This window comes from Streptomyces sp. NPDC036815, from assembly GCF_055609205.1.
Genome location: NZ_JBVJPW010000001.1, coordinates 295,374 through 318,135, shown reverse-complemented (window position 1 = coordinate 318,135; position 22,762 = coordinate 295,374). Strand labels below are relative to the sequence as shown.

The following is a 22,762-nucleotide window of genomic DNA, read 5'->3' as shown; positions in this document are numbered from 1 at the left end:
GCGTCATGCCGAGCCACACCACGCAAGTCGCACCACGCAAGTCACACAGCCATGCGAGTCACAAGGGAGTGCCGCCCGTGCCCGGTGAGAATCTGTCCCGCGACGAGGCCCGCGAGAGGGCAGCGCTGCTCTCCGTCGACGGATACGAGGTCTTCCTCGACCTGCGTTCGGCGGTCGGCGAGAGCGGTCAGGAACCGCGCACGTTCCGGTCGGTCACCACGATCCGGTTCCGCAGCGCCGAGCCGGGCGCCGCGACCTTCGCGGACCTGATCGCCCCGAGCGTCACGGCCCTCTCCCTCAACGGCAGGGACCTGGACCCCTCCGAGGTCTTCGACGGCACCCGGATCGCGCTGGAGGATCTGGCCGAGGAGAACGAACTGGTGGTGGACGCCCAGTGCGCCTACAGCCGCACCGGTGAGGGCATGCACCGCTTCGTCGACCCCGAGGACGGCGAGGTCTATCTCTACACGCAGTACGAGCCCGCGGACTCCCGCCGCGTCTTCGCCAACTTCGAGCAGCCCGACCTCAAGGCGCCCTACCGCTTCCAGGTGCAGGCGCCCGAGGGGTGGACCGCCTGGTCCAACGGCGTGGGCGAACTGTCCGACGGCGTGTGGAAGTTCGCCGAGACGAAGCCGATCTCGACGTACATCACGGCGGTCGTCGCGGGCCCCTACCACTACGTGACGGACTCCTACGAGCGCGTCCTCGACGACGGCACGCGCCTGGAGATCCCGCTCGGCGCGATGTGCCGCAAGGGCCTCGCCCCGCACTTCGACGCCGACGACGTCTTCCTCGTCACCAAGCAGGGCCTGGACTTCTTCCACGACCACTTCGACTACCCGTACCCCTTCGGGAAGTACGACCAGGCGTTCGTCCCGGAGTACAACCTCGGCGCGATGGAGAACCCGGGCCTGGTGACCTTCCGCGAGGAGTTCATCTTCCGCGGCAAGGTGACCCAGGCGTCGTACGAGCGCCGGGCCAACGTGATCCTGCACGAGATGGCCCACATGTGGTTCGGCGACCTCGTCACCATGCGCTGGTGGGACGACCTGTGGCTCAAGGAGTCCTTCGCCGACTTCATGGGCTCCTTCTCGATGGTCGAGGCCACCCGCTTCACCAACGGCTGGATCACCTTCGCCAACAACCGCAAGGCGTGGGCCTACCGTGCCGACCAGCTGCCCTCCACCCACCCGGTCACGGCGGACATCCGCGACCTGGAGGACGCCAAGCTCAACTTCGACGGGATCACGTACGCCAAGGGCGCCTCGGTCCTCAAGCAGCTCCTCGCGTACGTCGGACGTGACGCGTTCCTGGAGGGCGCCCGGCGCTACTTCAAGCGGCACGCGTACGGCAACACGGTCCTCGGCGACCTGCTCTCGGTCCTGGAGGAGACCTCCGGGCGCGACATGGCGGCCTGGTCGCGCGCCTGGCTGCAGACGGCGGGCGTCAACTCCCTGACCCCGCAGGTCATTCTGAACGCGGAGGGCCGCATCACCGAGCTCTCCGTCCTCCAGGAGGCCGCCGAGTCCCACCCCGAACTGCGGCCGCACCGCGTGGCCGTGGGCCTGTACCGCAGGGCGGCCGGCGGCGAGCTCGAGCGGTACGCTCGCGCGGAGGCCGACGTCGAAGGCCCGCGCACGGTCGTCGCCGAGCTGGCCGGTGAGGCGGCGCCCGAGCTGATCCTGGTCAACGACGACGACCTCACGTACTGCAAGAGCCGCTTCGACGAGAACTCGCTCGCCACGCTGCGTGGCCATCTCGGCGACATCACCGACCCGTTGGCCCGCGCCCAGTGCTGGTCCTCGCTGTGGAACCTCACGCGGGACGGTCTGATGCCCGCCCGTGACTTCATCGGTCTGGTGCTGCGTTTCGCCGGGCGCGAGAGCGACATCGGCGTGCTGCAGATGCTGCACGCCTGGGCCGGCTCCGCCCTCACCCACTACGCCGCGCCCGCCTGGCGCGAGGAGGGCGGCCGGGACCTCGCCGAGGGCGCGCTGCGCGAGCTGCGGCTCGCCGAGCCGGGCAGCCAGCACCAGCTGACGTGGGCGCGGTTCTTCGCCACCGTGGCCTCCTCGGCGGCCGACCTGCAGCTGCTTCAGGGCCTGTTGGAGGGCACCGCCAAGATCGACGGCCTGGACGTCGACCAGGAGCTGCGCTGGGCGTTCCTCTCCCCGCTGGCCTCGCACGGCGTCGCGGGCGAGGACGTCCTCGCGGCCGAACTGGCCCGCGACGACACGGCTTCCGGCAAGCGGCACCAGGTGCGGTGCCTGGCCGCGCGGCCCTCGGCCGCGGTCAAGGCGCAGGCGTGGGCCGCCGTGGTGGAGTCCGACGCGCTGTCCAACGCCCTGGTCGAGGCGACGATCTCGGGGTTCGCGCGGCCCTCGCAGCGGGAGCTGACGGCGCCGTACGTCGCCAAGTACTTCGCCGCCATCGAGCGGGTGTGGGCCGAGCGGTCCATCCAGATCGGCATGGACGTGGTGAAGGGCCTCTTCCCGCATCTCCAGGGCGACGAGGCGACTTTGGCGGCGGCGGACGAGTGGCTCACCGCCCATGAGTCGGGCGCGCCCGCCCTGCGCCGCCTGGTCCTGGAGGCGCGGGACGACCTGGCCCGCTCGCTGCGGGCGCAGGCCTGCGACGCGGGGGCCGCGGTCTGAGCGACGGGGGGAGGGGCGGGCGCCGGGCGCCCCCCTCCCCCCCCCTCCCCCCCTCCCCCTCCCCGCCTCACCTCGGCGGCGCAGGTCAGGGCGGTCTCGCGCGCGGAAGCTCATCGGCAGTCGAACGTCCGTGCTTTAGGGCGAGCTTGTCCGGGTTTGTCGACGGGCGTGTAACACCGGTTAGCGCGGCGGTCGGCCGCGGGAACGACCGGGTCATGAACCACAACACCCCGCTCTCCCCGCTCCCCCTCCAGCACCTCGCCGACGTCCAGCTCCGCGTCATGAGCACCGCGCAGCTCGGCGAGCACGGCGTCACCGCGGCGGACGCCGGAACGCACTGCCGGCCCGGCGGACCCTGGCAGCAACTCCTGCCGGGCGTCTGCCTGTTGCACCCCGGGCCGCCGACCAGCGAAGAGCGGCTGCACGGCGCGCTGCTGTACGCGGGGCGCCCGCCGGTCCGTGCCGCCAAGGCCGTGCCCGCCCAGCCCCGCGCGGGCGAGGCCCACGCCCCGTACGCGGACGCGATGATCACGGGCCTCGCCGCGCTCGCCCTGCACCGCTTCTCGTCCGCTCCCCCGCTGCTCTCCCTGGACCGCGTCGACGTCCTGGTGCCTCGCACCCGGCGCCTGCGGTCCGTCGGTTTCGCCCGGCTCGTGCGCGGCCAGGTGATGCCGACTCCCCAGCAGATCACGGGAGTTCCGGTGGCGCCGGTGCCGCGCGCGCTCGCCGACGCCGTGGCGCAGCTCACCGACGCGGGCGCCGTGCGCCGGCTCCTCACCGAGGCGGTGCGCGGCGGGCACTGCGAACCGGCGGCGGTGGTGCGGGAGTTGAACAGCGCGCGGCTGCTCACCCGTCCGCACGTCGTGGACGCCGTCGACTCCCTGCTCGCCGAGGGGCGGGCCATCGCCGAGGACCGGCTGTACCGGATGGTCACCGAGCACGGGCTGCCCGACCCGCTCTGGAACGTCGACCTGCGGCTGCCCGGCGGCCCGCACCTGGGCGGCGTCGACGCCTACTGGCCCGACCACGCCGTCGCCGTCGAGCTGGACACGCGGGCGCCGCGCCAGGACGAGGACGCGATGTGGTCGGAGTACGTCCGCAAGCGCGAACATCTGGAGCGGCTCGGCATCACCGTCGTCCACATCACCCCGAAGAAGCTCAGGGACTCCGCCGAACAGCAGGCGACCGTGGTGCGGACCGCGCTGATGGCGTCGGTCGACCGCGACCCGGCGGCGTATGTGGTGGTGCTGCCGAGATAACGCGGGCGCGGACCGCCGTACGCAGGACATCGGAGCAAGCAGGACGCCAGGGCCAGTAGGACAGCTGCGCCGCAGGAGGGGAGTGAAGGGGCGGAACGCCGTGGGCCACGCGTTCCGCCCCTTCGCATGTACTCGGCTCACGTGCCGCAGAACTCCGCCGTCACCACCGGATCGGCGTCGCCCGCCCAGTCGCCGTTGATGTTGAGCGCCAGCGAGTGGCGGCCGTCCGGGGTCGTCACCGCCAGGGACGACGAGCCGTGGATGCCCCCGTCGTGGCCCCAGATCGTCCCCTCGCAGGGCAGCTTCAGGACGGAGATGCCGAGCCCGTACCCGGCGCCCTTGTCACCGACGGGAACCGTCGTCTTCATCTCGGCGAGCTGCGCCTCGGGCAGCAGCCTGCCGCCGAGCAGCGCCGCGTAGAAACGGTTCAGATCCGCCGAGTCGGAGATGATCTCGCCTGCCGAACCGGCCGCGGACGGGTTGAGCTCGGTGACGTCGTAGACCTTGGCCTCGGGGTCGGCGGGGAGCTTGCCGTAGGCGCGGGAGCTGGGTCGCGGCACGGTGGGGCGGGTGCCGGGGACCGTGGTGGCGTTCAGGTGGAGGGGGGCGATGACGCGTCGCTCGATCTCGTCGCCGTACGCGTTCCCCGTGACCTTCTTGATGATCATCCCGGCGACGATGTAGTTGGTGTTGGAGTAGCTCCAGTCCGCGCCGGGCTCGAACGTCGGCTTGTGGCGCATGGCCAGATCCACCAGCTGCCGGGGCGTCCAGGTGTCGTAGCGGTGCTTGAAGAAGCCCTTGCCGAACACCTTCCGTACGAACTCCTCGTCCTTGGAGTACTCGGCGATCCCGCTGGTGTGGTTGAGGATCTGGCGGACCGTGATCCGGTCGCCGTCGTGACCGTGGCCCTCGACGACTCCCGGCAGCCACTTCCCCACCGTGTCGTCCAGATCGATCCGGCCCTCCGCCTGCAGCTGCAGCAGCACGGTCGCCACGAACGTCTTGGTGATGCTGCCGACGCGGAACCGGTCGTGTTCGCCGCGAGGCGTCTTGCGCTTCAGGTCCCCGAGGCCCGAAGCGGCGTTCCAGGGCCCCTTCTCGTCGCGCACCTGGGCGGTCACCCCGGGCACGCCCTCGGCGACGATGCCGTCGAGCGCCCGCCCGGTCGCCTCGTGCCGGTCCGGCCGCGCGGCGGCGGAGGCCGGGGCGGTGAGCGCCCCCGCCGTCAGCACCCCCGCTGTCAGCGCCATCGCCGTGGCTCTCATCGCCCCCGCGCCCCGCAGGCGGCTTCCGCGCACTGCCATGTGGTTCCCCCTCGTTGTCGAGCGTCACCGATCGTGGTCGACAGGGGGGACCGGGCGGCCCGGCGCGGAGGTTGACACCGGTGCGCGGGTTGGGCGTGTTCCAGCCGTTCGCCCGGCCCCGCTCCGGTGGGTCAGCCCTTCTTGAGGATCAGTTCCGTGTTCCTGTCCCCCGCCTCGCCGCCCAACGTGGGCCTCGCACCGGGGGCGTTGAAGGACAGCTCGCGGTAGAGCGCGGCGAGCCCGCTCGGGGAGAGGTCCGTGAAGTCCGTGCGGTGCGGGGCCGAGGATTCGATGAGGGTGGTGAAGACGGAGACCGTCCCGTCGTGGTTGTCGCTGATCTCCACCACCCGCGCGAGCTGCGGGAAGTCGATGTGCGATGCGGTGGAGACCTCCCAGAAGGAGCCGTGCGCGGTGCGGTGCGGGGTGATGGCGTTCTTGTGGCTGTGGCCGTTGACCCAGGCGAGGACGGAGGGGAAGCGGCCGAGCAGCGGGACGATCTCGTCGCCGCCGTGCCGGGCCTCGCCGGGCCGGGCCGGGTCGTCGCGGAGGTTGCGCATGGTCCTGCTGGTGTGGTGGCTGAGGACGACGACGTACGAAGGGCCGCCGTCGCGCTTCTCGTTGGCCGCCAGCTCCCGCTCCAGCCAGCGCAGTTGGGCGGTGCCGAGCGAGCCTTCGTAGTGGCCGCCGGGGTCGGTGGTGTCCAGGCTGATGCCGAGCACGTCGTCGCTGATGCGGAAGGAGTAGTACTGCGTGGCGGCGGAGAGGTTCTCCTGCGTGTAGCCGTGGCCGACCGGACCGGGGCCGGTGTGCGCGGGGTCGAGGTGCGCCTGGAGGTACTCGACGGGCGTGAAGGGCGCGCGGGCGGCGTCCGGCGTGACCGGCCGCATGCGGCGCGCCTCGCTCTTGAGGAGCTCCTTGAAGTGCGCGCCCTTGGGGTCGTGGCCCTTCTTCACCGCCTTCCACAGGGCCGCTCCGCGCGCCTCGTCCAGGGACATCAGCTTCTTGCCGCCGGTGGCGAACTCGGTGAAGTACGGGTCCCGGGGCGCCCAGCAGCCGCCGGGCAGGGCGTCGTGGTTGCCGACCGTGGAGTACCAGGGCAGGCCGAGACCGGGGCTGTCGACCTCGCTGATCGCGGCGTCGAGGAAACCGTGCAGGCGCGGGAAGCCGCGCCCCTTGTCGGCGTCGTGCAGGGCGTCGTCCGGGTGCCAGTACAGCTTGAGGCCGCTGCTCTGCACGCCTTCGTAGTGGCGCGGGTCGCCGGTGTTGGGCCTGATGCGGCCGCCGCTCATCACCGTGAGGAACCAGTCCAGTTCGGAGCGGGAGTTGTTGTCGGTGTTGTCGCCGGTCGTCACGACGCAGTGCAGGGGCGCGCCGGTGGCGGGCGCGCCGCGCAGGGCGTTGACCCGCTCGACGAGGGCGACGGCGCCGGCCACGGACAGGGACTCGTGGGGCCGCCAGGCGCTGGCGGTCTGGGCGCGCAGGTACTCGTAGCGCAGGGGGTGCTGTACGTCGACGAGGTGCAGGTCGGTGAATTGCACGAAGGCGGCGAGCGCGGTGCGCCGGTTCTCGCGGCCCGCCCTGGCCGCCGCGAGGTCGCCCCGCACGACGCGGTGCCAGGCGGGTCCCTCCCCGAGCCGCCGGTAGCCGGGGCCGCCCCGCGGTGCGGCGGCGGTGAGCAGGGTGGTGCCGTTCTTGTACGGCATGAGGGGTGCGGCGGGCGCCGGGCGGGAGTGCGGGACGGTGGCCCGGCCGGCGGGCGCGGCGTTGCCGGGGCCCGCGCCGGGGCCGAGGGCGTAGCCGATCCCCGCGGAGAGGGTGACCGCTCCGGCGGCGGCGAGGAACGCGCGGCGGTCGAGTCCGGCCACGGCGGAGGCCGCGTCGGTCGCGGCCGTGGCGGTTGCGGTGGCGACAGAGCGTATGCGCGGCATGGCGCGGTCTCCCCGGGTGCGAACGCTTCGGCAGTGGTCGCGGGCGGCCCGGGCCTGACTGCGGCCTGCGAACTGCCCGCTCGTACTGGATCGTTGGCAGCGGGGATGACCTGCGCGTGAACGAGGCAGCAACGGTCGGCGCAGATCACCGTACGTGGATCACCCGACACCCTGCGCGGTCACGCATCCCTCTCCGGCCGGAGAGGGACCGGTCACTCCACGTTCACCTTCCGGGGAAGGGAAGGCAGTTGGCGGGGTCAGCGCTCCGGATCGGCCGGGCCCGCGGAGTGGCCGTGGCCGTCGGCGGGCCGGGTGCGCCAGAGGCTCAGGCCGATGTCGACGAGACCGACGCGGTCGAGACCGGGCACGGCGTCCAGGGGGTGCCAGGCCGCCAGGTCGGTGGATCCCTCGGTCTCGTTGCGCAGGGTGCCGCCGGTGATCCGGCCCTCGTAGACGATCCGCAGGCCGTGGAAGTCGGCGACGGCGCCGAGCCGGCGCGGGTAGCGGCGGCGCAGGGAGTCGACGCCGAGGAGCGCGACCGGCTCGACGACGTACCCGGTCTCCTCGTCGACCTCCCTGATCACGGTGTCGTAGGGGTCCTCGCCGTGGTCCATGCCGCCGCCGGGCAGCGTCCAGCGTTTGCTGCCGTCGCCCGCGACCCAGCGGGCCAGCAGGACGTGGCCGTCGCGTACGCATACGGCGTAGGCCGCCACCCGGAGTTCTTTCTGCACGAGGTGACGCTAGGCGGTTTCCCCGGGGTTCGCTCTCCGTCCGCGAGGACGCGGTGGCTCGCGGCGCGGTTACCGCGACCCTTCCGGGGTGCTTCCGCAGCCCCCCAATGCCCCTTGTGCGCCCACTTGTCCGTCATGACGTATGGCGGAATTGCGTCACGCCTCGATCACAGCTCGGACAACTCTCCCCAAACAGCTGTCACTTACGTAAGGGTGAGCGGTCATCCGGTCCCGAATTCCGGACCCTGCCGGGGTCCGGACGGGGGGCCGACCCTCCTTCCCGACCTTCACGCACAGGGATGCCGATGCCCAGATCCAGTTCCAGCGCCAGACGCGCGCCCCGTCTCGCGATAGCCGTCGGCCTCACCGCCGCGCTCTGCGCGACCGGGGCCGCCCCTCTCGCCTTCGCGGCGGACGAGACGCCCTTGCCCGCCCCCAAGTCCGCGGGCGGCAAGCTCGGTCCCGCCGACGCCGAACTGCTCGCCGACGCCAAGGCGGACGGCGAGAAGACCGTCACGATGATGGTCGCCACCGCGCCCGGCGCCACCGAGCAGGTCGCCGACCGGCTCGACGCCGTCAAGGGCGGCTCGGTGGGCCGCACCTACGACAAGCTCGGCTACGTCCGCGCGACCGTGCCGACCGCCGAGGCGGACGCCGCGATCAAGTCGGCCACGAAGCTGTCGTCGGTGCACGCCATCGACCTGCGCCACGAGATCGAGCTGGACGACCCGACCCCCGCCGCGGACCGCGCCAAGGGTGCGAAGGCCGCCGCCGAGGGGACGTACCCGGGCCCGGACAAGAGCACTCCGGCGAAGAACCCGTACAACCCGTCCGCCGAGACCGGCGCCGTCGACTTCGTGAAGAAGCACCGCAAGGCCGACGGCCGCGGCATCACCATCGGCATCCTCGACTCCGGCATCGACCTGGGTCACCCCGCGCTGAAGAAGACCACCACCGGCGCGCGCAAGATCACCGACTGGGTGACCGCGACCGACCCGATCGTGGACGCCGACGCCACCTGGCGCCGGATGACCAACCCGGTCAGCGGCCCCGTCTTCACCTGGGACGGCGAGACGTGGAAGGCCCCGGCGGGCTCCTTCCAGGTCAACCGCTTCCGCGAGTCGGCCACCACCGGCGGCGACGCCAAGGGCGACATGAACCGCGACGGCGACACCACCGACAGCTGGGGCGTGCTCTACGACCCGGCCGCCGGAACCGTCCGTGTCGACCTGAACGACAACAAGGACTTCACCGACGACAAGCCGATGAAGCCGTACAAGGACGGCCACCAGGTCGCCTACTTCGGCAAGGACGACCCGGCGACCGACGTCGCCGAGCGCGTCCCGTTCGTCGTCGAGATCCGCAAGGACGTGCCGACCGACCCCTACGGCGGCGACTGGGTCGGCAAGAAGGCCGACTTCGTCAACATCGGCGTCATCGAGTCCGAGCACGGCACGCACGTCGCGGGCATCACCGCGGCCAACGGGCTGTTCGGCGGCAAGATGAGCGGCGCGGCGCCCGGCGCCAAGCTGGTCTCCTCGCGCGCCTGCACCTGGACCGGCGGCTGCACCAACGTCGCGCTCACCGAGGGCATGATCGACCTCGTGACGAAGCGCGGCGTGGACATCGTCAACATGTCGATCGGCGGCCTCCCGGCCCTCAACGACGGCAACAACGCGCGCGCCGAGCTCTACACCCGCCTCATCGACACCTACGGCGTGCAGCTGGTGATCTCCGCGGGCAACTCAGGGCCCGGCGCCAACACCATCGGCGACCCCGGCCTCGCCGACAAGGTCATCTCGGTCGGCGCGGCCATCTCCAAGGAGACCTGGGCCGCCAACTACGGCTCGGCCGTGAAGAAGAAGTACGCGATGATGCCGTTCTCCTCGCGCGGCCCGCGTGAGGACGGCGGCTTCGCGCCGATCATCTCGGCGCCCGGCTCGGCCATCAACACCACCCAGACCTGGCTGCCCGGCGCCCCGGTCGCCGAGGCGGGCTACGGCCTCCCGGCCGGCTACTCCATGCTGCAGGGCACCTCGATGGCGTCCCCGCAGGCCGCGGGCGCCTCGGCGCTGCTGCTCTCCGCCGCCAAGCGTGAGCACATCTCCCTGACCCCGGCGAAGCTGCGCACCGCGCTGACCTCGACCGCGAGCCGCATCAGCGGTGAGCAGGCGTACGCGCAGGGCACCGGCCTCATCGACGTCGTCGAGGCGTGGGACGCCATCGAGGACGGCGCGAAGGCGCACACGTACTCGGTGAAGGCCCCGGTCGACACCGCCCTGGAGCAGGAGCTGAAGAAGCCCGGCACCGGCATCTACGACCGCGAGGGCGGCCTGCGCACCGGCCAGAAGCGGACGTACGACGTCACGGTCACCCGCACCTCGGGCCCGGACCGCGCCGTCCGCCACAGCCTGAAGCTGGTCAACAACCACGAGGGCACGTTCAAGCTGCTCGGCAAGGGCGAGGTGACGCTGGGCCTGAACAAGCCGGTCACCGTCAAGGTCCAGGCCAAGGCCGCGTCGGCCGGTCTGCACAGCGCGATCCTCACCGTCGACGACAAGCGCACCGAGGGCGTCGACCAGCAGATCATGTCGACGGTCGTCGTCTCCAAGCCGCTCGCCAAGCCGTCGTACACCTTCACCGCCTCGGGCACGGCGCAGCGCAACAGCTCCACGTCGTACTTCGTGACGGTCCCCAAGGGCGCCAAGTCCCTGGAGGTCTCCCTCGGCGGCCTGAAGGACAAGAGCCAGACCCGCTTCATAGCGGTGCACCCCTACGGCGTTCCGGTCGACTCCACCTCGTCGATCGTCTGCTACCCGAACTACGAGAACCCGGCCAACACCTGCCGTCCGGACCTGCGTGCGTACGCGGACCCGCAGGCCGGTGTCTGGGAGATCGAGGTCGAGTCGCGCCGTACGTCGCCGATGCTCGACAACCCGTACAAGCTGAACGTCGCCGCGCTCGGCGTCGCCTTCGACCCGGCCGTGCAGACGCTGCCCGAGGCGAAGGTCGGCACGCCCGCGCCCGTCTCCTGGAAGGTGACGAACAACTTCGCGGCCGTCGACGGCAAGCTGAAGGGCGGCTCGCTCGGCTCCGCCAAGTCGGCGCGGCCCAGCATCAAGCAGGGTGAGACGCAGACCACCGAGGTCGTCGTGCCCGCCGGCGCGGAGCGTCTCGACGTGGCCATCGGCTCCCCCGCGGACGTCGCCGCCGACCTGGACCTGGCCGTCAAGAAGGACGGCGTCGTCGTCGGTTCGTCGGCGCAGGGCGACTCGGAGGAGTCGGTCAGCCTGACCAAGCCGGCCGCCGGTACGTACACGATCGAGGTGGCGGGCTACTCGGTGCCGTCCGGCACGACCGCGTACGACTACCGGGACGTCTTCTTCTCCGGCGCGCTCGGCAGCGTCACCGTCGACGAGTCGCAGCGGGTGAAGCTCGCCAACGGCGCGTCGGCCCAGGTCGACGCGAAGGTCGAGGCGAAGGCCCCGGCCGCCGCGGGCCGTGAGCTCTTCGGCGAGGTGTCCCTGCTGAACGCGGGCGGCACGGTCGCCGGCAGCGGCAGCGTGAAGGTCGAGAAGGTCACGCCGTAACGGTGTCCTCCATCGCCGGGCGGGCTCTCCCGAGCCCGCCCGGCGTTCTGTCCTCTCCCCGGGCTCCGGTCAGTCCGCGGGTCCCGGGCCGCCGTCGCACCGGATCTTCTCCGCGGCGGGCAGGACCTTGCGGATCATCGCGCGCAGGCGGTCGCGCTCCTTGCCGACGGCCCAGTTGGCGGGCTCCCCCGAACCCTTGTCGACGGTGATCAGGACGCGGTCGCCGGTCTTCGGGCGGGGGGCCACGGCACGGTCCATCGGGAACGCGACCGAGGGGCGCCCGGACGCCGGTTTCCAGTAGCGCGTCACGTCGACCGTGACGCGGTCCCGCAGCCCGCCCGGCACCGGATCGACCGCGGTGACCGTGCCCTCCACGATGAGCCGCGAGCACGCGACGAAGCCCTCCGCGCTCAGGTCGGCTTCCGCGCCGCCCCCGTCGCTCCGCTGCTCCCCGGCCGCCGCGCCCCGCGCGCCCGAGTCGGCCGCACCGGGCCCGGTGTCCACCACGAGCCAGGCGAGGCCGCCGACCATGGCCGCCGCCACCGTCGCGGCGAGCGCGCCGAGGGCCAGCGTCCCGCGGCGCCGGGCCGCCGCGCGCGGAGGCCGGAGCGGGACGGCCCGCGCCACGGGGGGCTCCTCCCGCGCGGCGAGCGTGTCGCCCACCGCGCCGAGCCGCTCCCGCAGCAGCGCGACGTCCGCCACGGCCGCCGCGTGCGCCGCGGCGGCGTCGGGGTCGCGCAGCGCCCCGTCCGGCACGGGCTCGTCCGTGATCGCCGTCATCAGCGCGTCGAAGTCCTCGTCCCGCACGTCACACCACCTCCCCTTCGTGCAGCCGCGCCCGCAGGAGCCGGACCGCCGTGTGCAGCCGGCTCTTGACCGTGCCCTCCGGAATGCCCAGCTCGTTCGCTATGTCGCGGACCGGGAGGTCCGCGTAGAAGCGCAGGACCACCACCTGCCGCTGGGCGTCCGGCAGCTCTCCGAGCCCCTGCGCCACGGCCAGCGAGGTGGCCCGCGCCTCCGCGCCGTCCTCGTCGGTCGCCTCCCGCCACAGGACCGCGAGCCGCTCGCCGAGCCGCTCCTGCCTGCGCCGGGAGCGGTGCCAGTCCACCGCCAGGTTGGAGGCCACGACCGCCGCCCACGCGGACACGTCACGCGGCGCCTCGCGCCCGTCCGCCGCCCGTTCGAGCAGCTTGAGCCTGACCTGCTGCACCCCGTCGGGCAGATCGGCGTGCGGCACTCCGCCGAGCGCGAGCACGGCCCGTACCCGGTCCTCCAGCGCGGGACCGAGCGGATCCGCCCCCCGCGACTGCGGCGCGCGGCGCGTTCTTCTGCGCAGCACTGTGCCTCCCCTCCCCGCGTCCTCCCTACGACGCCCGGAGCGCCCGAAACGTTCACGGCGGCCCGCCCGGTGAATGTGGCGTCCCGCACCTCGGACAATGGATTGGACAGAGCCGCCCTGGACAGACGCATGATGGAGCCAAGCCCAGGCCGGGGTCACCAGGCCGCACACACATACGGAGGAAGTCCCTGTGAAGGTCGGAATCGTCGGAGCCACCGGTCAGGTCGGCAAGGTCATGCGCAAGATCCTCGCCGAGCGGAAGTTCCCGGCCGACGAGCTGCGCCTGTTCGCCTCGGCCCGCAGCGCCGGGAAGGTCATCGACGGCGTGACCGTCGAGGACGCCTCCACGGCCGACTACACGGGCCTGGACATCGTGCTGTTCTCGGCCGGCGGCGCCACCTCCAAGGCCCTCGCCGAGAAGGTCGCCTCGCAGGGCGCCGTGGTGATCGACAACTCCTCGGCGTGGCGCCGTGACCCCGAGGTCCCCCTCGTCGTCTCCGAGGTGAACCCGCACGCGATCAAGAACCGCCCCAAGGGCATCATCGCCAACCCGAACTGCACGACGATGGCCGCGATGCCGGTCCTGCGTCCGCTGCACGCCGAGGCGGGCCTGCAGGCGCTGGTCGTCGCCACCTACCAGGCGGTCTCCGGCTCCGGTCTCGCCGGCGTCGACGAGCTGTTCGAGCAGGTCAAGAAGGTCGGCGAGGACGCCCCGAAGCTCACCCACGACGGCTCGGCGGCCGAGTTCCCCGAGCCCGACAAGTACGTCGCGCCGATCGCGTACAACGTCCTGCCGATGGCGGGCTCCGTCGTCGACGACGGCCTGAACGAGACCGACGAGGAGCAGAAGCTCCGCCACGAGTCCCGCAAGATCCTGGAGATCCCCGAGCTGAAGGTCTCCGGCACCTGCGTGCGCGTGCCGGTCTTCACCGGTCACTCCCTCCAGGTCAACGCCCGCTTCGCGCGGCCGCTGAGCCCCGAGCGGGCCACCGAGATCCTCTCCTCGGCCGAGGGCGTCGTCGTCACGGAGGTGCCCACGCCGCTGGAGGCCGCGGGCAAGGACGAGGCCTTCGTGGGCCGCATCCGGGGCGACGAGACGGTCGAGAACGGCCTGGCCTTCTTCATCTCCGACGACAACCTCCGCAAGGGCGCGGCGCTGAACGCCGTGCAGATCGCGGAGCTGGTCGCCGCGGAGCTCAAGGGCTGAGTTCCCGCCGTACGCCGATGTGGGGCGGTCACCGTTGGCCGGTGGCCGCCCCCTTCGCGCGTCCGGACCGGGCGGCCCCCGCGCACGCCACCGCCACCAGCGCGAGCCCGGCGAGCCCGCCGCCCAGCCACAGCACGGCCCCCGCCCCCCGGCCGTCCGCGACCCGGCCGCCGGAGAAGGCGCCGAGCGCGATCGCCACGTTGAACACCCCCGCGAAGAGCGCCGACGCCGCCTCACGGGCGTCCGGGGCCGCGGCCATCACCCAGTGCTGCGCAGAGACCGAGACCCCGCCGTACGCCAGGCCCCACACCACGAGCAGCGCCACCGACGCGGCCGCCGAACCGCCCGCGGGCGCCATGAGCGCGACCACGGCGGCGAGTCCGGCGCAGATCATGAGCAGCGCCCTGCGCGCGTCGCGGGCCGCGACGGCGCCGCCCGCGAAGTTGCCGACGATGCCGGCCGTCCCGTAGGCGAGGAGCAGCAGGCTGATCAGGCCCGCGTCGATGCCGGGCACCCGCTCGAGGACGGGGCGTATGTAGGTGTACGCGGCGAAGTGGCCGGTGACCAGGAGGGTGACGGCGAGGAGCCCGGCCCGCAGCCGGCCGATGCGCAGCAGCCCCCGGAACGCGCCGAGCCCGATCCCCCCGTGCGCGGGCAGCCGCGGCAGGACCGTGCCGAGCAGCCCCGCGACGGCGAGGGCGAGCACGGCGAGGGCCGCGAACCCCCAGCGCCAGCCCGCCAGTTCGCCCAGGAGCGTTCCGGCGGGCACGCCGAGCACGGACGCCACCGCGATCCCGCTGAAGATCACCGCGGTGGCCCGTCCCGCGCCCTCCTCGCCGACGAGGCGCACGCCGAGGCCCGCCGCGACGGCCCAGACCCCGCCGATGCAGACGCCCACCAGGACGCGGGCGGCGAGCAGGACGCCGAAGGCGGGCGCGAGCGCGGAGAGGACGTTGGCGGCGGCGAGCAGGACGAGGAGCACCGACAGGACCGTGCGCCGGTCGGCGCGGCGCGCGGCGACCGGCAGCAGCGGGGCCGCGAACCCGGCGACGATGCCGGGCAGGGTGACGGCCAGGCCCGCTGTGCCGTCCGAGACGCGCAGGCCGGAGCCGACGGAGGTGAGGAGTCCGACGGGGAGCATCTCCGTGGTGACGACGGAGAAGGTGGCGGCGGCGACCGTGAGGACGGCGAGGCGGTGGCGCCGCCGTCCCAACACGCCGTGCCGGGTGGGGATTCCGGTGCTCTGTGACATGGCATCCACCCTGTGGGGGGTGCCCGCCGGGGAACAACGCGGAAGTTCTCATCCTTGTATGAGCCGGATTCATCGACCGGGACGGTCGTGGGGGCGATCAGGGAGGGACCGCGCGGCATGGGCGGGAACGGGCTGGAGATCCGGGAGCTGGAGTGCTTCCTCGTGCTCGCCGAAGAGCTGCACTTCGGGCGGGCTGGGGCGCGGCTCTACGTGTCGCAGAGCCGCGTCAGCCAGTTGCTCGCGGCCCTGGAACGACGCATCGGCGCGCGCCTGGTGGAGCGTACGAGCCGCCGGGTGGCCCTGACCACATTCGGGGAACGTTTTCTTGCGGAACTCCGGCCGTCCTACGGCGAGTTGACAGCGGTGGTCGAGCGGGCGCGGGCGGCCGCGCGGGGCGTCGCGGGCACCTTGCGGGTCGGTTTCCAGGGGACGGCGGACGCGCGCCTGATGCGGGCCATCGAGGCCTTCCACGAGCGGCACCCGGGCTGCGCCACGGAGATCGTGGAGCTGCCGCTCTCCGACCCGTTCGGGGCGGTGCGGGCCGGCGGGGTGGACGCGGCGATCGTGCTGCTCCCGGTCGCCGAGCCGGACCTGGTGCTCGGCCCCGTCTTCGGCGGCGAGCGGCAGACCGTCGCCGTGTCGGTGCGGCACGCCTTCGCGGAGCGGGACTCGCTCACGGCGGCCGAGCTGACGAGGACGCCGCTGATCGCGGCGGCCGCCCCCGCGCCCGCGTACTGGCGCAGCGCCCACGCCCCCTCCGAGGTGCCCGCCCCCGCGGTCCGCACGCTCCAGGAGGGCCTGACCCTGGTGGCGGCGGACCGCGGGGCGATGCTGCTGTGCCGCCCGACGGCGGAGTACCACGGCCGGCGGGACGTGGTCTTCGTGCCGGTCGACGGCCTCCCGGACTCGGCGCTCGCCATGGTGTGGCACCGGGATGGGGAGACGGCGCTGGTACGGGAGTTCGCGCGGGTGGTGGAGCCGGTGGCGGCCGGGGCGGAAAGGGCCTAGCCCACCCTGCGCACCTCGAAGTGGAAGCAGCCGTACTCCACGGCGCGCACGTGCACGAGGGCGACCCGCGGGTCGGCGAAGGCCTCCGCGAACGCGGCGTCGAAGCCCCGCTCCTCGCTCTGCGGGATCTCCAGGAGGCGGCCGCCGACGATGTGGCCCCGGGCGTCGTAGCGGCGGATCGCCCGCAGGGCCCCGGCCCGGGAGAAGGGGTAGCCCGTCCGCTCCGCCGACGGACCCTCGCAGGGGTCGGCGTGGATGAAGACGGGGCCCTGCTCGTCGTAGGCGCCGGGGGCCGCGCCGGTCTCGGCGGCCCAGCGGCGCAGCGGGGCGTACGACACGAGGGCGATCCGCTCGCCGGGGGCGACGGGCCGCAGGCAGCAGCGGAGCGGGTGGCCGCCCTCGTGGTCGGCGTACGGGACGCAGGGGCGCCCGGCGTCGTCGCTGTCGCGCAGTCGCGCGAGGGCGGCGGGCGCGATGGGGAGCGGGGTGTACGCGGTGGACGGGTGGGTGTGGGGTGGCGTGTGCGCGGTGGTGGTCATGGGTCGAGCCTCGCGTGCGGGCGAGGGCGGAGCTGGCGGTTTTCGGACGCGGAGTCCGAACGGCGGACCTCGGCCCGGTTTCCGGACGCGCCGAACGGCGGGAAACGGCCCGGCTTTCGGACGCGCCGAACGGCGGGAAACGGCCCGGTTTCCGGACGCGCCGAACGGCGGGCGACAGGCACCGCCCCCGCGGCCCTCCTCACCCCACCCCCCACGACCCCCGCCCGTTCAGCTCCGCCACGTCCGTGCCCGTCGTCCTGCGGTACGCCGCGTGCAGTTCCGCCAGTTCGTCCGGCGTCAGGACGTCCTCGATCCGGTCGAAGCCGTCCGGCGCGCGCAGCGACACCTCGTGCAGGATGTGGTCCGCAGGCATGGTGCGGTTGGCAAGGACGAGCGCGTTGGCGGCCCCGCGCCGCACCTCCTCGTACGCCCGCAGCCCCGCCTCCCGGTCCGGCGCCGTGTGGGCGAGACAGCGGGCGAGGACGCGGGCGTCGAGGATCGCCTGGGAGCCGCCGTTCGACCCCACCGGGTACATCGGGTGTGCCGCGTCGCCGAGCAGGGTGACCGGGCCGCGGCCCCACTGGGCGAGCGGGTCCCGGTCGACCATCGGGTACTCCAGGATGTGCCGCGTGGCGGCGAGCAGCGCGGGGACGTCGAGGTCGCCGACGCGCCACCCCGCGTAGTGCGGCAGGACGTCGGAGAGCCGCCCGGAGCGGTTCCAGTCGGCGGGTCCCGCGATGCCGTGGTGGTACGCGGGCGGCAACCGCACCTCCGCCACCCAGTTGAGGAGCTCCCTGCCCCGTTCCCGGGCCCGCCGGGAGATCGGGTAGACGACGAGTTTCGCGGCGGCGTTGCTGCCCGCGACCGCGACGGTCCGGCCGCCGAGCACGGGGTGCCAGTCGGTGGTGCCGCGCCACATCCGGATGCCGTTCCACAGCGGCGGCCCCTCGCCGGGGTGCAGCACGGCCCGCACCGTGGAGTGCAGCCCGTCGGCGCCGATCAGGGCCCGTACCCGTACGGCGTACTCCCTGGCCCGCGCCATGTCCCGCAGGATCACCCGCAGCGCGCCGCCCTCGCGCTCGGCGAGCCGCACGAAGGCGGTGCCGGTGCGCACCGCGTAGTCGCCGAGCCGTTCGCGGACCGCGTCGAGGAGGATCAGCTGGAGGGCGCCGCGGTGGAGGGAGTACTGCGGCCAGTGGTAGCCGAGGGCGAGGCCGCGCGGCTCGGCCCAGATGCGGTTGCCGTGCCGGTCGAAGTGGACCATCGCGTCGGGAGCGACGGCGGTCGCCGCGAGCTCGTCGCCGAGGCCGAGTTCGGTCAACTCCCGTACGGCGTGCGGCAGGAGGTTGATCCCCACGCCGACCGGCCGCAGGTGGTCGGTGGCGTCCACCACGCGGACGTCGATGCCCGCCGCGTGCAGGCTGAGCGCCGCGGTGAGTCCGCCGATGCCCGCGCCCGCCACCAGTACGTCGGTCATGGCCGCCGCGCGTGCGGGCCGGCGCCGGCCGGCCCCTCGGTCCCCAGCATCTCCGGCATCCCCCTGTGGTCCCTGACCGCCCGCGAGGCCGTGGTCGGCGGCCCGTGCGCGGCGGTGCGAACGCGCGGAGCGTAACCGCACGGCAGCGGGAGAACAATGGTCCCGGCGGCCATCCGCAGCCGCATGGAAGGATGGCCGGAAACACCATAAGTCGCACCCACCGACCACCCGACGCGTCGTGCCCACGAGGACCACACGTCGTACCCGAGGAGATGACCGCGTGCCCGGCACCAATCTGACCCGCGAAGAGGCGCAGCAGCGGGCGAAGCTGCTCACCGTTGACTCGTACGAGGTCGATCTCGATCTCTCCGGAGCGCAGGAGGGCGGCACCTACCGGTCCGTGACCACGGTGCGCTTCGACTCCGCCGAGGCGGGCGCCGAGACCTTCATCGACCTGGTGGCCCCCGCGGTCCACGAGGTCGTCCTGAACGGTCACGCGCTGGACGCGGCCGCCGTGTTCCGCGACTCGCGGATCGCGCTCAGGCACCTGCAGGCGGGCCCGAACGAACTGCGGGTCGTCGCCGACTGCGAGTACACCAACACCGGTGAGGGCCTGCACCGCTTCGTCGACCCGGTCGACCAACAGGCCTACCTGTACACGCAGTTCGAGGTGCCGGACGCGCGCCGCGTGTTCGCCTCCTTCGAGCAGCCGGATCTGAAGGCCACGTTCCGGTTCACCGTGAAGGCGCCGAGCGGCTGGACGGTCGTCTCCAACTCGCCGACGCCCGAGCCGAAGGACGACGTCTGGTCCTTCGAGCCGACGCAGCGCATGTCGACGTACGTCACGGCGCTGATCGTCGGCCCGTACCACTCGGTGCACTCCTCCTACGAGGGCCCGAACGGCCAGTCCGTGCCGCTCGGCATCTACTGCCGTCCCTCGCTCGCCGAGTTCCTCGACTCGGACGCGATCTTCGAGGTGACGCGGCAGGGCTTCGACTGGTTCCAGGAGAAGTTCGACTACGCGTACCCCTTCCCCAAGTACGACCAGCTCTTCGTGCCGGAGTTCAACGCGGGCGCGATGGAGAACGCGGGCGCGGTGACCATCCGCGACCAGTACGTGTTCCGTTCGAAGGTGACGGACGCCGCCTACGAGGTGCGCGCCGCCACGATCCTGCACGAGCTGGCCCACATGTGGTTCGGCGACCTCGTCACCATGGAGTGGTGGAACGACCTGTGGCTGAACGAGTCGTTCGCCACCTACGCCGAGGCCGCCTGCCAGGCGTACGCGCCGGGCTCGAAGTGGCCGCACTCCTGGACGACGTTCGCCAACTCCATGAAGACGTGGGCGTACCGCCAGGACCAGCTGCCCTCCACGCACCCGATCATGGCCGACATCAGTGACCTGGACGACGTCCTGGTCAACTTCGACGGCATCACGTACGCCAAGGGCGCCTCGGTGCTCAAGCAGCTCGTCGCGTACGTCGGGGAGGACGAGTTCTTCCAGGGCGTACAGGCGTACTTCAAGCGCCACGCGTTCGGCAACACGCGCCTGTCCGACCTGCTCGGCGCCCTGGAGGAGACCAGCGGCCGCGACCTGAAGACCTGGTCGAAGAAGTGGCTGGAGACGGCGGGCATCAACGTCCTGCGCCCCGTCGTGGACGTCGACACGGCGGGCGTCATCACGTCCTTCGCCGTCAAGCAGGAGGCCCCCGCGCTGCCCGAGGGCGCCAAGGGCGAGCCGACCCTGCGCCCGCACCGCGTCGCGATCGGCCTCTACGACCTGGACGAGGCGTCCGGCAAGCTGCTGCGCACGGACCGCGTGGAACTGGACGTGGACGGTGAACTCACCGCCGTGGACGCCCTGGTGGGCAAACGCCGCCCGGCCGTGATCCTCCTCAACGACGACGACCTGTCGTACGCGAAGGTCCGCCTGGACACCGAGTCGCTGGCCTTCGTGACGGACCACATCGGCGACTTCGAGGCGTCGCTGCCGCGCGCGCTGTGCTGGGCGTCGGCGTGGGACATGACGCGCGACGCGGAGCTGCCGACACGGGAGTACCTGAACCTCGTCCTGTCCGGCATCGGCAAGGAGTCGGACATCGGCGTCGTGCAGTCGCTGCACCGCCAGGTGAAGCTCGCCCTCGACCTGTACGCGGCCCCCGCGGGCCGCGAGGCGGCGCTGACCCGCTGGACCGGGGCGACGCTCGAGCACCTGCGGGCCGCCGAGCCGGGCAGCGACCACCAGCTGGCATGGGCACGGGCGTTCGCCGCGACGGCCCGTACGGACGCCGACCTCGCGCTCCTGGAGCGGCTGCTCGACGGCTCGGAGTCGGTGGGCGGCCTCGCGGTCGACACGGAGCTGCGCTGGGCGTTCGTGGCGCGGCTCGCGGCGACCGGCCGCCTCGACGAGGCGGGCATCGCGGCGGAGCTGGAGCGGGACAGGACCGCGGCGGGCGAGCGGCACGCGGCGTCCGCGCGGGCGGCGCTGCCGACCGCGGAGGCGAAGGCCGCTGCCTGGGCCTCGGTCGTCGAGTCCGACACCCTGCCGAACGCCATCCAGGAGGCGGTGATCGGCGGCTTCGTCCAGACCGACCAGCGTGAACTCCTCGCCCCCTACACGGAGAAGTTCTTCGCATCCGTCAAGGGCGCGTGGGACTCCCGCTCCCACGAGATGGCCCAGCAGATCGCCACGGGGCTGTACCCGGCGCTCCAGGTCTCCCGCGCCACGCTGGACGCCACGGACGCCTGGCTCGCCTCGGCGGAGCCGTCGGCGGCGCTGCGCCGCCTGATCACGGAGTCCCGTGCGGGCGTGGAGCGGGCGCTGAAGGCACAGGCCGCGGACGCGTAGCCCACTGACCGGGCGGGGGGCGTTCCCTCTCCCCCGCCCGGAACGGCGGACCTCAGCGGCGGGCCGCCCATACCTTGCGTTCGGTACGGACCGCCAGGTCGGTGCGGCGCAGGACACTGTGCGGGCCCTCCGTGTCGAGCAGCCCGTCGAGCGCGGCGAGGTCACCGGGCGCGAGCGCCTCGGTGACCTCGCCGCGCAGGCGGCGCAGGCTCTCCAGGGCGTACCGGCCCACCGCCCGCGAGCGGGAGTTCTCGATGTCGACGGTGACCGTGCGCTCGTCCTCGACGGTGAATCCGGCGGCGGTGAGCAGGGGGCCCCAGTCCGCCCCCCGGTGCGGGACGTGCGTGGCGTGGTGGCTCTCACTCGCGGCGTGGGCGCGCTCTTCGAGCCCCGGCGCCTCGGCCGGGGCGTCCTCCGGCAGGAACCGGGGGAAGCCCGCCAGCTCGACGACGGCGAACAGGCCGCCGGGCGCGAGGGTGGCGTGGACCTGGCGCAGGGTACGCGCGGGATCGGCCATGTGGTGCATCGAGGCGGACGCCCATACGAGGTCGGGTGCGCCGAGGTCGGGCCACGCGGTGTCGAGATCGGCCCGGACGGTCCGCACGCGGTCGTCCACACCCTGCGCGGACGCCTTCTCCCGCAGGCGGCTCAGGTGCGCGTCGGAGGAGTCGACGGCGGTGACGTACGTGTCGGGGAAGCGGTCGAGGAGGGCGAGGGTGCCCGTACCGGTCCCGCACCCCAGGTCGGCCACCCGGCGCGGCGCGTTCCCGACCGGCAGCCACCGGGTGATGGACGCGATGTGCTCGGCGAGCACGTCCGCGTCCAGGTCGAGGATGTCCGCCTGATCGGCGTCGAGCCGCTGCTCGTGAGCGTGGTGCGTGGGGTGGTGCGTGTTGGGGTGGTGGGTCATGCGGGCCACGCTAGGCCGGTCCCGGTCCGGTCCGGCCCCGCGTTGCCGAACGCGCAAGACGGTGCCCCGCCCGCGGACCGGAACGGCAAGGCGCGCCCGGTGGGACGGCGGGCCTAGGGTCTTTCGTTCGGATCCGACCGGATGTCCGCCCCGCGCTGATGGCCGCGCCGCGCGTCGCGGTCGAAGATGCCCAGGAGCTCGCACGGTCCGCCCTCCGCGCCGATGGCGTGCGGCAGCATCGTCGGGAACTCGGCCGCCTGGTTGGTCTCCATCCGGAAGCGGCGGTTGCCGAGCAGCAGGGTGGCGGTGCCGGACAGGACGACGAGCCACTCCCGGCCCGGGTGCGCGCGCATGGCCGAGGGGTGGTCCGGCGGCGGGTCGGTCAGGCGCTGGCGGACGACACTCACGCCGGGGTCCGCCTTCACCGACCAGCGCATCCGGGCGTGGGCCGCGTCGATCACCGGGCTGGAGACGACGTCGTCGGCGGCCGTCTCGACCAGCTGGTCGAGAGAGGTGTCGAGCGCGCGGGCCAGGGTGACCAGCTGGTCGAGGGCGAGGCGGCGCCGGCCGTTCTCGATGCGGCTGAGCGTGGACTGGCTGATCCTGGCGCGGGCCGCCAGCTCCTCGAGGGACCAGCCCTGTGCCAGGCGCAGGGCGCGGATCCGTCTGCGTACCAGGCTGTCCAGCTCGCCGTCTTCTTGCGTCATGGGCAACAC

General features: G+C 73.0%; 16 protein-coding genes. 6 read left to right on the top strand and 10 right to left on the bottom strand.

What is annotated here, in order from left to right:
* Nucleotides 1-77 precede the first annotated feature (77 nt).
* The gene (pepN, locus tag ACZ69I_RS01410; protein ID WP_470829976.1) at nt 78-2,654 is read left to right on the top strand and encodes an aminopeptidase N; all 2,577 of its coding nucleotides are present in this window, start codon (nt 78-80) and stop codon (nt 2,652-2,654) included.
* Between the two features lie 215 nt (nt 2,655-2,869).
* Nucleotides 2,870-3,913, top strand: coding sequence for a hypothetical protein (locus tag ACZ69I_RS01405; RefSeq protein WP_467669225.1), 1,044 nt, complete (start codon nt 2,870-2,872; stop codon nt 3,911-3,913).
* Nucleotides 3,914-4,050: 137 nt separating this feature from the next.
* On the opposite strand, the gene ACZ69I_RS01400 is transcribed toward ACZ69I_RS01405, so the two are convergent.
* The 3 genes from ACZ69I_RS01400 to ACZ69I_RS01390 form a co-directional block, all read right to left on the bottom strand.
* On the bottom strand, nt 4,051-5,217 hold the full coding sequence (locus ACZ69I_RS01400) for a serine hydrolase domain-containing protein (protein ID WP_467669227.1): 1,167 nt from the start codon (nt 5,215-5,217) through the stop codon (nt 4,051-4,053).
* Nucleotides 5,218-5,348: 131 nt separating this feature from the next.
* Nucleotides 5,349-7,145 (bottom strand): TIGR03767 family metallophosphoesterase, encoded by a 1,797-nt coding sequence (locus tag ACZ69I_RS01395; RefSeq protein WP_470829974.1) that lies wholly within the window; start codon nt 7,143-7,145, stop codon nt 5,349-5,351.
* Nucleotides 7,146-7,402: 257 nt separating this feature from the next.
* The gene (locus ACZ69I_RS01390) at nt 7,403-7,876 is read right to left on the bottom strand and encodes an NUDIX hydrolase (protein WP_470829972.1); all 474 of its coding nucleotides are present in this window, start codon (nt 7,874-7,876) and stop codon (nt 7,403-7,405) included.
* A 299-nt stretch (nt 7,877-8,175) separates the two neighbouring features.
* On the opposite strand from ACZ69I_RS01390, the gene ACZ69I_RS01385 reads away from it, so the two are divergent.
* Nucleotides 8,176-11,466: a S8 family serine peptidase gene (locus tag ACZ69I_RS01385; RefSeq protein WP_470829971.1), complete on the top strand. Its 3,291-nt coding sequence runs from the start codon at nt 8,176-8,178 to the stop codon at nt 11,464-11,466.
* 69 nt (nt 11,467-11,535) lie between these two features.
* On the opposite strand, the gene ACZ69I_RS01380 is transcribed toward ACZ69I_RS01385, so the two are convergent.
* Together ACZ69I_RS01380 and ACZ69I_RS01375 are read right to left on the bottom strand one after the other, a co-directional pair.
* Nucleotides 11,536-12,273 (bottom strand): hypothetical protein, encoded by a 738-nt coding sequence (locus ACZ69I_RS01380; protein WP_470829970.1) that lies wholly within the window; start codon nt 12,271-12,273, stop codon nt 11,536-11,538.
* A gap of 1 nt (nt 12,274) precedes the next feature.
* Nucleotides 12,275-12,805, bottom strand: coding sequence for an RNA polymerase sigma factor (locus ACZ69I_RS01375; protein WP_470829969.1), 531 nt, complete (start codon nt 12,803-12,805; stop codon nt 12,275-12,277).
* Nucleotides 12,806-12,995: 190 nt separating this feature from the next.
* On the opposite strand from ACZ69I_RS01375, the gene ACZ69I_RS01370 reads away from it, so the two are divergent.
* Nucleotides 12,996-14,012 carry an aspartate-semialdehyde dehydrogenase gene (locus tag ACZ69I_RS01370; protein WP_467669239.1) on the top strand — a complete coding sequence of 339 codons (1,017 nt, stop codon included), beginning with the start codon at nt 12,996-12,998 and terminating at the stop codon, nt 14,010-14,012.
* A gap of 28 nt (nt 14,013-14,040) precedes the next feature.
* On the opposite strand, the gene ACZ69I_RS01365 is transcribed toward ACZ69I_RS01370, so the two are convergent.
* The gene (locus tag ACZ69I_RS01365) at nt 14,041-15,264 is read right to left on the bottom strand and encodes an MFS transporter (protein ID WP_470829968.1); all 1,224 of its coding nucleotides are present in this window, start codon (nt 15,262-15,264) and stop codon (nt 14,041-14,043) included.
* A gap of 117 nt (nt 15,265-15,381) precedes the next feature.
* On the opposite strand from ACZ69I_RS01365, the gene ACZ69I_RS01360 reads away from it, so the two are divergent.
* Nucleotides 15,382-16,272 (top strand): LysR family transcriptional regulator, encoded by an 891-nt coding sequence (locus ACZ69I_RS01360; RefSeq protein ID WP_470829967.1) that lies wholly within the window; start codon nt 15,382-15,384, stop codon nt 16,270-16,272.
* On the opposite strand, the gene ACZ69I_RS01355 is transcribed toward ACZ69I_RS01360, so the two are convergent.
* Nucleotides 16,269-16,811, bottom strand: coding sequence for a DUF1203 domain-containing protein (locus tag ACZ69I_RS01355; RefSeq protein WP_470829966.1), 543 nt, complete (start codon nt 16,809-16,811; stop codon nt 16,269-16,271). The two genes, ACZ69I_RS01360 and ACZ69I_RS01355, sit on opposite strands and share 4 nt — an antisense overlap.
* A gap of 199 nt (nt 16,812-17,010) precedes the next feature.
* Entirely contained in the window at nt 17,011-18,288 is a 1,278-nt protein-coding gene (locus ACZ69I_RS01350; protein WP_470829965.1) for a flavin-dependent oxidoreductase, read from the bottom strand.
* A gap of 280 nt (nt 18,289-18,568) precedes the next feature.
* Here ACZ69I_RS01350 and pepN (ACZ69I_RS01345) point away from each other — a divergent pair, with 280 nt between their 5' ends.
* Nucleotides 18,569-21,136 (top strand): aminopeptidase N, encoded by a 2,568-nt coding sequence (pepN, locus tag ACZ69I_RS01345; protein WP_467669250.1) that lies wholly within the window; start codon nt 18,569-18,571, stop codon nt 21,134-21,136.
* A 52-nt stretch (nt 21,137-21,188) separates the two neighbouring features.
* Here the strand turns inward: pepN (ACZ69I_RS01345) and ACZ69I_RS01340 are convergent, their stop codons facing one another.
* Both ACZ69I_RS01340 and ACZ69I_RS01335 read right to left on the bottom strand, forming a co-directional pair.
* A complete protein-coding gene (locus tag ACZ69I_RS01340; protein ID WP_470829964.1) occupies nt 21,189-22,046 on the bottom strand; it encodes a class I SAM-dependent methyltransferase in 858 nt (285 codons plus the stop codon).
* A 113-nt stretch (nt 22,047-22,159) separates the two neighbouring features.
* Entirely contained in the window at nt 22,160-22,753 is a 594-nt protein-coding gene (locus tag ACZ69I_RS01335) for a helix-turn-helix domain-containing protein (protein WP_467669254.1), read from the bottom strand.
* Nucleotides 22,754-22,762 lie beyond the last annotated feature (9 nt).

Coding starts and splice junctions, on each gene's coding strand:
- ACZ69I_RS01405 (WP_467669225.1), top strand. CDS start 2,870: ATGAACCACAACACCCCGCTCTCCCCGCTCCCCCTCCAGCACCTCGCC.
- ACZ69I_RS01400 (WP_467669227.1), bottom strand. CDS start 5,217: ATGGCAGTGCGCGGAAGCCGCCTGCGGGGCGCGGGGGCGATGAGAGCC.
- ACZ69I_RS01395 (WP_470829974.1), bottom strand. CDS start 7,145: ATGCCGCGCATACGCTCTGTCGCCACCGCAACCGCCACGGCCGCGACC.
- ACZ69I_RS01385 (WP_470829971.1), top strand. CDS start 8,176: ATGCCGATGCCCAGATCCAGTTCCAGCGCCAGACGCGCGCCCCGTCTC.
- ACZ69I_RS01365 (WP_470829968.1), bottom strand. CDS start 15,264: ATGTCACAGAGCACCGGAATCCCCACCCGGCACGGCGTGTTGGGACGG.
- ACZ69I_RS01360 (WP_470829967.1), top strand. CDS start 15,382: ATGGGCGGGAACGGGCTGGAGATCCGGGAGCTGGAGTGCTTCCTCGTG.
- ACZ69I_RS01355 (WP_470829966.1), bottom strand. CDS start 16,811: ATGACCACCACCGCGCACACGCCACCCCACACCCACCCGTCCACCGCG.
- ACZ69I_RS01350 (WP_470829965.1), bottom strand. CDS start 18,288: ATGACCGACGTACTGGTGGCGGGCGCGGGCATCGGCGGACTCACCGCG.
- ACZ69I_RS01340 (WP_470829964.1), bottom strand. CDS start 22,046: ATGACCCACCACCCCAACACGCACCACCCCACGCACCACGCTCACGAG.
- ACZ69I_RS01335 (WP_467669254.1), bottom strand. CDS start 22,753: ATGACGCAAGAAGACGGCGAGCTGGACAGCCTGGTACGCAGACGGATC.